Raw genomic sequence first — 13,050 nt, 5'->3', positions numbered from 1 at the left:
ACATTCCCTCGTGTGGCTGTCTCCCGCATGCGATATGCTGGGAAACCCGTCAACACTCAGGGAAACTCAGGCAACATGGTTGCAGCACGCCCCAAAAAGACCACCAAGACCGCCACACCGGTGGACACCCCCAAGGAGGTGGAAGTCCACATTGCCCTCGGCGCCCGCTTGAAGCAGCGCCGCCTGGAGGCCAAGCTCACACTGGCCGAACTGGCAGACCGCTCCGGGTTTGGCAAGGCCTACCTCTCGCGCATTGAAAACGGCAAGAAGGTGCCACCCATCGGCACCCTCTCGCGCATCACCGACGTGCTCGGCATCGAGGCGGCCAGCCTGCTCACCGAAAACCCGCACCCCGCGTGGCGTGGGGTCAGCGTGGTCAAGAAGACCGACAAGCGCCCCACCGTCATGGGCGGCAGCCAGTTCGGCTACGACTACTTTGCGCTGACCGACGCGACCACCGGGCGCGCGCTGCAACCCTTCCTCTTCTCGTTCCCGGACAAGGTCGACAAGTTCGTCTTCTTCGAACACGAAGGCGAAGAAATGATGCACGTGCTCACCGGGCGCGTGGAATGGCAGGTGGGCATGGACAAGTTCGTGCTGGAGCCGGGCGACACCATCCACTTCGATTCCCGGATCCCCCACCGCGGGCATTGCCTGTCGGGGCCGGCCACCGCCCTGGTGGTGATGTTCTCGCCAGCGGGGTCCAAGGCCAACCTGGCCTGAGCCAGACAGACGCGTCCAGGACCCTCTTCGCAAGCGAGGCTTTCAGCGCCGCCGATACGCCCCGCAATGTTTTCCCGTCCATTTCTTGAACGCCCGCTGAAAAGTCGGGCTGTCGCTGAAGCCGAGTTCGCTCGCCAGCTGCACCAGCGACACGCGCGATGACGAGAGGCGCGAGATCGCGAGGTCGCGCCGCAGGTCGTCTTTCAACCATTGCAGCGAGGTGTGTTCGGCCGACAGGTGCCGCTGCAGGCTCGACGGCGAGGTGTGCAGGTGTTCGGCCACTTCTTCCAGCGAGGGCCACTGCGGGTAGCTGCGCATGAGGTGGTTGCGCACCCGCTGAGCCACGGCGCCGAAGTCGCGCGGCGGCGAGATGACTTGCGTGTACGCATCGGTCAGGAACACGCGCAGGGCCGGCTCGTCGCGGCTCACCGGGGTGTCCAGCTCCTTGGCCTTGAACCAGAAACCGAAGGCCGCCTGCCCATAGCGCCGGGGCGCGGGGAACACGAGGTTGTAGCCCTCCTGGCCGTCGGGCTCGGGGTAGCTGAAGTCGAAGTGCGTGATGGGCAGCGGCGCGTTCAGCAGCCAGGCGGCCAGGCGCCAGAGCACACGCACCATGGTCTCCTGCGCGAACACGGGCGTGGGGTGGTCGGGGGCGATGGTCTGCATGTGCAGGCCGGCTTCGTCGCCGTTGACCTGCAACGAGAAAAAGATGTCGTCCTGCAGCAGGTTGAGCGCCGCGCTCATGCGCTTGAGCGCGCGACGCAGGTCGTGCGCGGACAGGCCTTCGCGCGCCGTCAGCGCGAAGCTGCCGGGCTTGAACGGGCGCGAGAACAGGCCCATGCACTCGTCCTTCATGTCGTTGAGCAAGGCATAGAAAAGCGCCACGTATTGCATCGGCGTCACCCCCTGGTAACCGGGTTGCCGCAGGGCATGCGGGTCTACCCCGACTTGACGTAGATAGCCATCCATGTTCATGCCCCGGCTTTCCGGCCCGGAGAGCATGCCGAACACGAAAACAGGGGCAATGAAGGCCCCCGGGTTTTCCCGAGGTTTTCGGCGTTTGAGGTCTTTTGCCATGGTTTCAGGGTGTTCGGCTATCGCTAGGAAATGGGGCGGAGCCTAGCATCCGCCCCGTCTTCTGACCAATTTTTCGGGGCCGCCGCCCCATCGCACAAAGGACCGTTCATGAAGCAAGACGTGTATGTCGTGGGGGTCGGCATGGTGCCGTTCACCAAACCCGGGGCGAGCGAGCCCTATCCGCAGATGGCCGCCAAGGCGGTGAACGCGGCGCTGCGCGACGCGGGCCTGGACTACGCCAAGGTGCAGCAGGCCTACGTGGGCTATGTGTACGGCGACTCCACCGCCGGCCAGCGCGCGCTGTACGAGGTGGGCATGACGGGCATCCCCGTCGTGAACGTGAACAACAACTGCTCCACCGGTTCCACCGCCCTCTTTCTCGCGCGCCAGGCGGTGATGAGCGGCGCGGCCGACTGCGTGCTGGCGCTGGGCTTCGAGCAGATGAACCCGGGCGCCCTCGGCTCGGTGTTCAAGGACCGCGCGAGCGCCTTCGAGCGTTTCGACGACGCCACGGAAGAACTGGTGGGTCATGGCGAGATTCCGCTGGCGCTGCGCTACTTCGGCGGCGCGGGCCTGGCGCACATGCAGGAGTTCGGCACGCCGCTGAACACCTTCGCCAAGATCCGCGCCAAGGCGAGCCGCCACGCGTCGAACAACCCGCTGGCGCTGTTCCGCACCGTGGTGACCGAAGAAGAGGTGATGAACGCGCCGGTGATGTGGCCGGGCGTGATGACGCGCCTGATGGCCTGCCCGCCCACCTGCGGTTCGGCGGCGGCCATCGTGTGCTCGGAAGCCTTCGCAAAGCAGCATGGCCTGAACACGGCCGTGCGCATCCGCGCGCAGGCCATGACGACCGACAGCCCGGCCACCTTCGAGGCCAAGGACATGCGCGAGGTGGTGGGCTTCAGCATGGCCAAGGCCTGCGCCGAGCAGGTGTATGCCGAGGCCGGCCTCGGCCCGCGCGACGTGCAGGTGGTCGAGCTGCACGACTGCTTCGCGCACAACGAGCTGCTGAGCTACGAGGCCCTGGGCCTGTGCGAACGCGGCGGCGCGCAGAAGTTCGTGGAAGACGGCGACAACACCTACGGTGGTCAGATCGTCACCAACCCTTCGGGTGGCCTGCTCTCCAAGGGCCACCCGCTGGGCGCGACCGGTCTGGCGCAATGCACCGAGCTCGTGCAGCAGCTGCGTGGCCAGGCCGATAAGCGCCAGGTCGAAGGCGCGCGCATCGCGCTGCAGCACAACCTGGGCCTGGGCGGCGCTTGCGTGATCACGATGTACGAAAAGGCCTGACCCATGATCGACAGGAAATTCATCGGCCACCAGTTGAAGCCTTCGGTGCTCACGGTGGACCGCACCCGCCTGCAGTTCTTCGCCAAGGCCATCGGCGAGAAGGACCCGGTCTACGTGGACCCGGCCGCCGCGAAGGCCGCCGGTTATGCGGATGTGCCGGCACCCCCGACCTTCCTGTTCGCCGCCGAGCTCGACAGCGGCGCGAACGACCAGTTGCTCGCCGACCTGGACATTCCGCTGGCCAAGCTGCTGCACGGCGAGCAGTCGTTCCGTTACCTCCAGCCGGTGTGCGCGGGCGACACGGTGACGGTGCGGTCGACCATCACCGACATCTACGACAAGAAGGGCGGCAAGCTCGAATTCGCCGTCAAGGATTCGCAGGTGACGAACCAGCGCGACGAACTGGTCGCCGAGCTGCGCACCGTCCTTGTGGTTCGCCACTGAAAGGGAAAGAACACCATGACCGCATCGATCAAGGTCGGCGACCGCCTGCCCGCCCTGCAACTTCCGCCGGTGGACCGCGCCACGCTCGCGCTCTTCGGCGGCGCCTCGGGCGACCACAACCCCATCCACATCGACCTGGATTTCGCGCGCCGCTCGGGCATGCCCGACGTGTTCGCGCAAGGCATGTTGGGCATGGCCTGGGTGGGCCGGCTCATCACGCAATGGGCACCGCAGGCGCGCCTGCGCCAGTACGACGCGCGCTTCGCTGGCATCACCCACCTGGGCAACGCCATCACCTGCAGCGGCGAGGTGGTGGAACTGCTGGACCGCGACGGCGAGGCCTGCGCGCGCGTGGCCGTGAGCTCGTCGAATCAATACGGCCAGAACAAGATCGTCGGCGAGGCCATCGTGGCCCTGGCATGACACCCCACAACCCTCAAGAACACACCAACAAATGACCAAGAAACTCGACGGCAAGGTCGCCCTGATCACGGGCTCGGGACGCGGCATCGGCCGCAGCATCGCCATGAAGCTGGCGGCCGACGGCGCGCGCCTGGTGATCAACGACCTCGACGCCGATCCGGCCCAGGAAACCGTGGAGGCCATCAAGGCCATGGGCGGCGAGGCCGTGGCCTGCGTGGGCAGCGTGACCGCGCCCGATTTCTCCGAGCGCTTCATCGGCGCGGCGGTGGAGAACTACAAGGGCATCGACATCATCGTCAACAACGCCGGCTACACCTGGGACAACGTGATCCAGAAGATGACCGACGAGCAGTGGTACGCCATCATGGACTGCCACCTCACCGCGCCCTTCCGCATCCTGCGCGCGGCGCAACCGGTGATCCGCGCGCTCTCCAAGGCCGAGCTGGACAGCGGCGTGCGCCACATGCGCAAGGTGGTGAACATCTCGTCCATGGCCGGCGTGTTCGGCAACGTGGGGCAGTCGAACTACTCCGCGGCCAAGGCCGGCATCATGGGCCTGACGCAGGCCCTCGCCAAGGAATGGGGCCGCATGAACGTCACGGTGAACTGCGTGGCCTTCGGCCTGATCAAGACGCGCCTGACCGGCAGCGCAGCCGACGGCGCGACGACGAACATCGACGGGCGCGACATCAAGGTGGGCGTGAACCCCGGCCTGCTGTCGCTGATGGAACAGACCATTCCGCTCGGCCGCGGCGGCACGCCCGAAGAGGCGGCCGGCTCGGTGTATCTGTTCTGCATCCCCGAATCGGACTACGTCAGCGGCCAGACGCTGATCTGCTCCGGCGGCCTCACGGGCATGTGACCCCATGCTGCCGCGACTGCTCCAGCACCCCTGGATGGATGCCGAGATCGAGAGCTTCCGCGATCAGGTCCGCCGCTGCGTGGCGGACCGGCTGTCGCCGAACCTCGACGCCTGGCGCCGCCAGGGCTTCATCCCCCGCGAGACCTGGCGCGCCTTTGGCGAGCTGGGTTGCCTGCTGCCCGAACTGCCCGAGGCCTATGGCGGCCCGGGTGCGACCATCGCCTACCAGCTGGTGGTGCAGGACGAACTGGCCAGGGCCGAGGTGCCGGCCAACACCGCGGTGCACTCCATCGCTTCGCACTACATCCTGGACTACGGCACCGAAGCCCAGAAGCAGCGCTGGCTGCCCCGGCTGGCCAGCGGCGAGCTGCTGGCCGGCATTGCCATGACCGAGCCGGGCGCGGGCTCGGACCTCAAGGCGATCCGCACCCGGGCCCGGCTTGACGGCGACCACTACGTGGTGGACGGCGCGAAGACCTTCATCACCAACGGCTTCACGGCCAACCTGCTGGTGGTGGTGGTGCGCACGGGCGACGCTGGTGCCAAGGGTGTGTCGCTGCTGGTGATGGAGACCGAGAACCTGCCGGGCTTTCGCGTGGGCCGGCGGCTGGAGAAGCTGGGTCAGCACGCCTCGGACACGGCCGAACTCTCATTCGAAGGCGTGCGCGTGCCGGCTTCGCAGCTGCTGGGTGGCGTGGACGGCCAGGGTTTCGTGCAGCTGATGAGCCAACTCACCTACGAGCGCCTGCTGCTCGCGGTGCCCGCTGCGGCGGTGATCGAGCGCGCGGTGGAACTCACGGTGGAATACACCAAGGAGCGCAAGGCCTTCGGACAGGCACTGGCGGACTTCCAGAACACGCGCTTCAAGCTGGCCGAGTGCGCCACGCTCGCGCACGTGGTGCGCAGCTTCGTGAACGACTGCATCCAGCGCCAGCTCGACGGCACGCTGGACAACGAGGCCGCCTACATGGCGAAGTGGTGGTGCTCCGAGCAGCAGTGCAAGGTGACGGACGAGTGCCTGCAGCTCTTCGGCGGCTACGGCTACATGGCCGAGTACCCGATCGCGCGGCTCTACGCCGACTCTCGCGTGCAGCGCATCTACGGCGGCGCCAACGAGATCATGAAAGACCTGATCGCGCGCAAGGTGGTGGGTTGATGCAACCGCTGAACCACCTCCATGTGATCGAGTTCGAGGGCATCGGCCCCGGCCCGCTGTGCGGCCGTGTGCTGGCGGACCTGGGCGCGCGCGTCACCGTGATCGCGCGGCCGGGCACCTCGGCGGTGGTCGACAAGCTCTCGGGCGGCGGGCAGCCACCGTTGCGCGAAGGCAAGACCGTCGTCGAACTCAACCTCAAGCAGCCCGACGACGTGGCCCGGGCCCTGGCCCTGGTGGCCAGCGCGGACGCGCTGATCGAAGGCAACCGCCCGGGCGTGATGGAGCGCCTGGGCCTGGGCCCTGCCGCCTGTGCGGCGGTGAACCCGCAGCTGGTCTACGGCCGCATGACGGGCTGGGGCCAGCAGGGCCCGCTGGCGCAGGCCGCCGGACACGACATCAACTACGTCGCGCTCAGCGGCATGCTCTCGCTCTCGGCCGTGCACGGCCAGGTGCCGGTCTCGCCGCCCACGGTGCTGGGCGATGCCGGTGGCGCACTCGGCCTGGCGCTGGGCATTGTCAGCGGCGTGCTGCAGGCGCGCCAGAGCGGCCAGGGCTGCGTGGTGGATGCCGCCATCGTGGACGTGGTCGCCATGCTGGGCGGCTTGGCGCAATGGATCGCCAGCACCGGCGGCCTGGGTGGCCAAGGCAACGACCGACCCAGTGTGTTCCACGACTCGCCGTTCTACGACGTGTACCGCTGCGCGGACGGCGGCTTCGTCACGCTGGGCGCGATCGAGCCGCCGTTCTACGCGCTGCTGGTGCAGAAGCTCGGGCTCACCGACGTGGACCCGGCCGCCCAGTTCGACACCGACGCCTGGCCGGCCCTGAAAGAACGCGTGCGCGCTCTCTTCCTCACCCAGCCGCGCCAGCACTGGTGCGATCTGCTCGAAGGCACGGACGCCTGCTTCGCCCCGGTGCTCACGCTGGACGAAGCCGCCAGCCACCCGCACAACGTGGTGCGCGGCCTGTATGCGCAGACGCCGTCGGGCGAACGCCGCACCGGTGCCGCGCCCCGCTTCACCCCCCTGCCAAAGGCCCACACCCATGAATGAAGCCCGGCGTTCCAACGCCGCCATGCTGGAGGCGCGCGACCTCACGCTGAAGTTCGGCGGCGTCACGGCCCTGTCCGAGATTTCGGTGGACATCGGCCACCAGGAGCTGGTGGCCCTCATCGGCCCCAACGGCGCGGGCAAGAGCTCGCTGCTCAACGTGCTCTCGGGCTTCTACCGCCCGAGCACCGGCACGGTGCGTTTCGAAGGCCAGGACATCGGCCGCTGGCCGGTGCACCGCGTGGCCCAGGCCGGCCTGGCGCGCACCTTCCAGGGCACACACCTGCTGCCGCACATGAGCGTGCTCGACAACATCCTGGTCGGCCGCTACATGCACATGAAGAGCACGCTGACCACGGCCTTCTTCTACTACCCGTTCGCGCACCGCGAAGAGGTGGCGCACCGCGCCGTGGCCGAGGAGATCCTGGGCTTTCTCGAACTCGAGCACCTGCGCCACCACACGGTGGGTACGCTGGGCTACGGCATGCGCAAGCGCGTGGACCTGGGCCGCGCGCTGGCCATGGAGCCGCGCATGCTGCTGCTGGACGAGCCCATGGCCGGCATGAACACCGAGGAGAAGGAAGACCTGGCGCGCTTCATCCTGGACATCCGCGAATCGCGGCAGATCCCGGTGGTGCTGGTGGAGCACGACATGGGCGTGGTGATGGACATCGCCGACCGCGTGATCGTGCTGAACTTCGGTCGCAAGATCGCCGACGCCTCGCCCGCCGCGGTGCAAAAAGACGAGAAGGTCATCTCGGCCTACCTGGGAGTACACGCATGAGCCCCCACGCTCCATCGCTGCGCGAGTCGCTGCCCCCCAAGGGGGCTGATCCGGCTTGGGGCGGCCCGGCGCCGGATCGCATGAGCGCGACACCCAACAAGACCCCGCAGACCCTGCCGCAATGGCTGCTGCACAACGCCGCCACGCGCGGCGGTGAGGTGGCGCAACGCCACAAGCGCGACGGCGTGTGGCACGAATTCACCTGGACCGACGTGCGCGACGAAGTGCGCGCCCTGGCCCTGGGCCTGCGCTCACGCGGCGTGCAGCGCGGCCAGACCGTGGTGCTGCTGAGCGAGAACCGGCCCGAGCTGTACTGGGCCGAATGGGCCGCGATGGCGGTCGGCGCCAAGGTGGTGGCGCTCTACCCCGACGCCGCCGAATCGGAAGTGGACTACGTGGTGGCAGACGCGCAGGCGGTCTGCGTGTTCGCCGAAGACCAGGAGCAGGTGGACAAGGTGCTGCCCGTGATGGCGCGCCACGGCGGCCTGCACACCGTGGTGTGGTGGGAGTCGGGCGGCCTGTGGTCGTACCGGCACGAAGGCCTGCTGGGCTGGGACGCGTTGCGCGCGCTGGCCGATGACGCGGCCTGGTTCGAGCAGTCGGTGATGCAGGGCCAGGCGAGCGACATCGCCGTGCTGTCCTACACCTCGGGCACCACCGGCGCGCCCAAGGGCGTGATCACCACGCACGCCTCGCTGATGCACAACGCCGAGCTGATCGGCCAGACCATGCAGGTGCCCGAGGGCGGCGAGTACCTGTCGTACATCCCGCTCTCCTGGGCCACCGAACAGTGGGTGGGCGTGACCATGGGACTGATGCGCCCGTTGCGCGTGAACTTCGCCGAGCGGCCGGACCAGATCCAGGAAGCGATCCGCGAGCTGGCCTGCGAGATGGTGTTCTTCGGCCCGCGCCAGTGGGAAAGCCTGGCCGCGCGCGTGCATGCCCGCATGCTCGACGCCGCGCCCTGGCGCCAGAAGGTGGTGGACTGGGGCCTGCGCATCGGCAAGCTGGCGCGCGCGGACCAGATGGACACCCGCGCGCGCTCCTGGTGGGTGCGCGCCCAGCTGCCGCTGGCCGACGCGCTGGTGCTGCGCCCGCTGCGCGAGCAGCTGGGCCTGAAACGCGCGCGCATCGCCTTCACCGGCGGCGCGGCGGTGGCGCCCGACATCTTCCGGCTGTTCGCGGCCATGGGCGTGATGCTGCGCAACGTCTACGGCTGCAGCGAGTTCGGGCTGATCACGGTGCACCAGGGCGAGCGCGTCAACGCCGAGACCATCGGCGAGACCGTGGCCATGGCCAGCGCCTGGGGCGTGCCGATGGAGTGGCGCGTGACCGACGGCGGCGGGCTCGAAGTGCGCGGCGGCGCGGGCTTCTCGGGCTACTGGGGCAAGCCCGAGAAGAGCGCCGAGAAGATGAACGAGGGCTGGTTCCAGACCGGCGACGCGGTGGGCCAGGGCCCCAGCGGCAACGAGCTCATCTACTACGACCGCGTGGAGCACATGAACCGGCTGCAGGGTGGCCACCTGTTCTCCAAGCAGTTCATCGAGGTGCGGCTGCGCTTCTCGCCCTACATCCGCGAGGTGATGGTGGTGGGCGACCCGACGCGTTCGCACGTGACCGCGCTGGTGAACATCGACGGCGAGGTGTTCGGCCGCTGGGCCGAGCGCAACGGCGTGTCCTTCACCACCTTCACCGACCTGTCACAGCGCCCCGAGGTGCTGGCCCAGGTCGCCAAGGAGATCGCGGTCGTGAACCGCACGCTGCCCGAGGCGGCGCGCCTGAAGCACTTCGTGAACCTGCCCAAGGAGCTGGACGCCGACGAGGGTGAGTTGACGCGCACCCGCAAGCTCAAGCGCGACTTCATCGAGCAGCGCTATGGCGCGTTGATCGAGGCGATGTACGACAACCGGCCCGCCACAGGGATCGAGATCCCGGTGCGCTACCAGGACGGCCGCGCCGGCGTGCTGCGCGCGGACGTGACCACCGGCCACGTGCCGGCTTCGATCGCCCAGGAGACCTGACCCATGACCGATTTCTTCAACTACCTCTTCAACGGTTTCCTGCAAGGCCAGATCTATGCCCTGCTGGCGCTGGGCTTCATGGTGATCTACCGCGCCAGCAAGGTGTTCAACTTCGCGCAGGGCGAGCTGATGATGCTCGGCGCCTACGCGGTGTGGACGCTCACGCTGGGCGCCGACCTCCCGCCCTGGCTGGCCATTCCACTGGCCTTCGTCTGCGCGCTGGTCTACGGCTGGCTGATCGAGCGGCTGTTCTTCGAGCGGCTGGTCGGCGAGTCGGTGTTCTCCATGGTGATGGTGACCATCGGCCTGGTGATCCTGATCCGCGGCATCGTGCTGGTGGTGTGGGGCGCGGCGGACCGCCAGTTCCCCGTGCTGCTGCCGCCCACGCCCTTCATCGTCGGCGACATGATCTTCCCGTCGTCGCTGGTGATCGGCGCCATTCTCACGCTGGTGGTGACGGTGGGCATGTCGTGGTTCTTCAACCGCACCCGCGCCGGCCTCACGCTGACGGCGGTGGCCGAAGAACCCACCACGGCGATCTCGCTCGGCATCTCGGTCAAGCGCGCGGTCACCCTGGCCTGGATGATGGGCTCGGTGATCGCCACGGCCGGTGCCATCGTGCTGCTCAGCGGCCGCTCGCTCACGGTGGGCACGGCCGACGTGGCCCTGGCCGCGCTGCCGGTGGCGCTGCTGGCCGGGCTGGAGTCCATCGGTGGGCTGATCCTGGCGGGTGCCATCGTCGGCATCGTGCAGGCCCTGGTGGCGGCCTATGTAGACCCTGCGATCGGCGGCTCGGCCTCGTCCATCGTGCCCTTTGTTTTCATGCTGCTGATCCTGCTGGTGCGTCCCACCGGCCTGTTCGGCTGGCGCCATGTGGAGCGTGTGTGATGGACCCGTCCGGCATTTTCTTCACCAGCCACGCGGGCGACCGCTCCCTGATCCGCACGCGCGCGCAGTGGGTCTGCCTGGTTGCCCTGCTGCTGGTGCTGGCAACGCTGCCCTGGTGGGCCTCGGACCGCTGGGTCAGCATCGGCTACACCACCTTCATCACCGCCGTGGCTGTGATCGGCCTGCAGATCTGCACCGGCTACGCGGGGCAGATCAACCTGGGGCAGTCGGCCTTCATGGGCGTGGGCGCCTACGGCGCGGCGCTGGCCATGTCGGCCGGGTGGGACGCGCTGGCGGCCCTGCTCATCGGCGGCGCGGGCGCGGCCCTCTTCGGCGTGATGTTCGGCCTGACGGCGGCGCGCATCAAGGGCTTCTACCTCGCGCTCACCACCATCGCGGCGCAGGCGCTGTTCCACTTTCTGGTGCTCAACCTGCCGCAGGCCTGGCTGGGCGGTGCGGGTGGCCTGCACGTGGAGTCGGCCACGGCCCTGGGCATCTCGCTGAACAACGACCGCGCGATCTACGGCTTCTCGTTCATCGTGCTGGTGGTCATGACCATCGGGGCCTTCGGCATCGTGCGCTCGCGCCACGGCCGCAGCTTCGAGGCGGTGCGCGACGACGACGTGGCCGCCGGGATGATGGGCATTCCCGTGGCCGCCACCAAGGCGCGCGCCTTCCTGGTGAGTGCGTTCTATGCCGGCGTGGCCGGCGGCCTGTGGGTGGTGGCGCTGCGCCACGTGTCGGTGGAGCAGTTCACGCTGTTCAACGCGATCTGGATGATCGCCATGATGATCGTCGGCGGCCTGGGCTCCATCGTGGGGGCGCTGATCGGCACCGTGCTGATCCAGCTGGCGCGCGAGGGCGTGACCAGCCTGGGCCCGAGCGTCATCCAGTGGGTGCCCGCCGTGGGGCAGGACTTCGTCTTCGCCGCCATGAACGTGCTGCTGGGCACCGTGATCATTCTGTTCCTGCTCTTCGAGCCCAAGGGCGTGATGCACCGCGTGCAGATCACCAAGCAGGCGTACCGGCTCTGGCCGTTCCCGTACTGACCATCACGACAACAGGAGACAACATGCAAACACTGAAGCGTTGGGTGACCCGAACCGCCACCGCGGCCGGGCTGTGTCTGTCGGCGGCCCTGCCGGCCACGGCGCAGACCGTGTACCAGGTGCCCGCGATGTCCGATTTCTCGGGGCCGTTCTCGTCCATCATGCCGATGATGGCCGGCGGCCGCGAGGCGGTGGCGACCTGGTGGAACGCCGAGGTGGGCGCGAAGATGGGCGTGAAGATCGAGGTGAAGAGCTACGACACGCGCTACGACGCCGCGCAGACCGCCAGCCTGTGGCCCGGCGTGCTGGCCACCAGGCCGCTGGTGGGCCTCTCGGCCGGCGGGCCCGACACGGCCGCGCTGCAGCAGCGCCTGCCCACCGACAAGGTGGTGATGATCTCGGGCTCGGCGGCCAACGGCTCGGGCTGGCGACCCAACCAGTGGGTGCTCACGCCCCGGCCCACCTTCGTGCACGAGATCACCGGCTTCATCGAGTGGTACCAGAAGACCCGGACCCCGGGCCGCCCGGTGAAGGTGGCGATGTTCACCACCGAGGCCTCGCCCAGCTTCGCCGACATGGCCAAGGGCGTGTCGGCCTACGCCAAGGCCAGCCCCAACGTGGTGAACCTGGTGGAGATGGTCTTCGTGGACGTGCAGCCCACCGACGTGACGCTGCAGCTGCGCCGCGTGCTCAACGCGGGCGCCGAGGTGATCCTGGTGCCGACCAACATCCAGCAGGCGGTGGCCGTGAAGCGCGCCATGCAGGCCCTCGGCAAGAACGTGCCCATCGTGCACGGCCTGCAGAACTCGCCCGGCATGCTGCAGAAGCTGGTGGGCGGCATGGCCGCGATGGAAGGCGACTACGAGATGCACGGTGGCGTGATCACCACCGAGGAAGACACCGAGGCCAAGCGCTTCTACGACCTGCTGGTGGCCAGGCATGGCATGAAGGTGCCCTGGCACGCCATCACCTCGCTCGGCATGACGCAGACGCTGCTGGCGGTGCGGGCCATCGAGGTGGCCGCGAAGAAACACGGCCCCGACAAGCTCAGCGGCGAGCTGATCTACAGCGCGCTGATCGAGACCACCTTCCCCGCCAAGGACTTCTTCGGCCTCACCGGCGGCGACCTCGACTTCTCGGTCGAAGCACCTTTCCCCACCAGGGACCCGCGCATCAACATCGGCCAGGTGGTGGGGGGCAAGTTGACCACCGTGGCCAAGGGTGTGCCGGTGCCCAAACTGGGCAAGTGGTGAGCCTCTTTTCTCTTCATTCCAACCAGGA

13 protein-coding genes are annotated in these 13,050 nt (G+C 68.2%); 12 read left to right on the top strand and 1 reads right to left on the bottom strand.

Annotation, left to right across the window (positions count from 1 at the left end):
• The first annotated feature begins 75 nt into the window (after positions 1 to 75).
• Entirely contained in the window at positions 76 to 723 is a 648-nt protein-coding gene (locus ACODTB_RS12770) for a helix-turn-helix domain-containing protein (RefSeq protein ID WP_291120925.1), read from the top strand.
• 42 nt (positions 724 to 765) lie between these two features.
• Here ACODTB_RS12770 and ACODTB_RS12765 read toward each other — a convergent pair whose 3' ends face one another.
• A complete protein-coding gene (locus tag ACODTB_RS12765) occupies positions 766 to 1,800 on the bottom strand; it encodes an AraC family transcriptional regulator (protein WP_488929375.1) in 1,035 nt (344 codons plus the stop codon).
• Between the two features lie 108 nt (positions 1,801 to 1,908).
• Here ACODTB_RS12765 and ACODTB_RS12760 point away from each other — a divergent pair, with 108 nt between their 5' ends.
• The 11 genes from ACODTB_RS12760 to ACODTB_RS12710 are packed head-to-tail and all read left to right on the top strand — an operon-like array spanning position 1,909 to position 13,022.
• Positions 1,909 to 3,093, top strand: coding sequence for a lipid-transfer protein (locus tag ACODTB_RS12760; protein ID WP_291120921.1), 1,185 nt, complete (start codon positions 1,909 to 1,911; stop codon positions 3,091 to 3,093).
• A 3-nt stretch (positions 3,094 to 3,096) separates the two neighbouring features.
• Positions 3,097 to 3,537 carry a MaoC family dehydratase N-terminal domain-containing protein gene (locus tag ACODTB_RS12755; protein WP_291120919.1) on the top strand — a complete coding sequence of 147 codons (441 nt, stop codon included), beginning with the start codon at positions 3,097 to 3,099 and terminating at the stop codon, positions 3,535 to 3,537.
• A gap of 15 nt (positions 3,538 to 3,552) precedes the next feature.
• Positions 3,553 to 3,960: a MaoC family dehydratase gene (locus ACODTB_RS12750; RefSeq protein ID WP_291120917.1), complete on the top strand. Its 408-nt coding sequence runs from the start codon at positions 3,553 to 3,555 to the stop codon at positions 3,958 to 3,960.
• A gap of 31 nt (positions 3,961 to 3,991) precedes the next feature.
• Complete coding sequence (locus ACODTB_RS12745) at positions 3,992 to 4,822, top strand: SDR family NAD(P)-dependent oxidoreductase (protein ID WP_488929374.1); 831 nt, start codon at positions 3,992 to 3,994, stop codon at positions 4,820 to 4,822.
• A gap of 4 nt (positions 4,823 to 4,826) precedes the next feature.
• The gene (locus tag ACODTB_RS12740; protein WP_488929373.1) at positions 4,827 to 5,978 is read left to right on the top strand and encodes an acyl-CoA dehydrogenase family protein; all 1,152 of its coding nucleotides are present in this window, start codon (positions 4,827 to 4,829) and stop codon (positions 5,976 to 5,978) included.
• Entirely contained in the window at positions 5,978 to 7,030 is a 1,053-nt protein-coding gene (locus ACODTB_RS12735; RefSeq protein ID WP_291120076.1) for a CaiB/BaiF CoA transferase family protein, read from the top strand. Before ACODTB_RS12740 ends, ACODTB_RS12735 begins: the two co-directional genes overlap by 1 nt.
• Positions 7,023 to 7,811, top strand: a complete 789-nt coding sequence (locus ACODTB_RS12730; protein WP_291120074.1) for an ABC transporter ATP-binding protein — start codon at positions 7,023 to 7,025, stop codon at positions 7,809 to 7,811. Before ACODTB_RS12735 ends, ACODTB_RS12730 begins: the two co-directional genes overlap by 8 nt.
• A complete protein-coding gene (locus ACODTB_RS12725) occupies positions 7,808 to 9,832 on the top strand; it encodes an AMP-dependent synthetase/ligase (protein ID WP_291120071.1) in 2,025 nt (674 codons plus the stop codon). Before ACODTB_RS12730 ends, ACODTB_RS12725 begins: the two co-directional genes overlap by 4 nt.
• A 3-nt stretch (positions 9,833 to 9,835) precedes the next feature.
• The gene (locus ACODTB_RS12720; RefSeq protein ID WP_291120068.1) at positions 9,836 to 10,720 is read left to right on the top strand and encodes a branched-chain amino acid ABC transporter permease; all 885 of its coding nucleotides are present in this window, start codon (positions 9,836 to 9,838) and stop codon (positions 10,718 to 10,720) included.
• Positions 10,720 to 11,769, top strand: coding sequence for a branched-chain amino acid ABC transporter permease (locus ACODTB_RS12715; protein WP_291120065.1), 1,050 nt, complete (start codon positions 10,720 to 10,722; stop codon positions 11,767 to 11,769). Before ACODTB_RS12720 ends, ACODTB_RS12715 begins: the two co-directional genes overlap by 1 nt.
• Before the next feature lie 23 nt (positions 11,770 to 11,792).
• A complete protein-coding gene (locus ACODTB_RS12710; RefSeq protein ID WP_291120063.1) occupies positions 11,793 to 13,022 on the top strand; it encodes an ABC transporter substrate-binding protein in 1,230 nt (409 codons plus the stop codon).
• The last annotated feature ends 28 nt before the right edge of the window (positions 13,023 to 13,050 follow it).

This window comes from Hydrogenophaga sp. FG152, from assembly GCF_057809615.1.
This window is presented reverse-complemented; position numbering and strand designations above follow the sequence as displayed.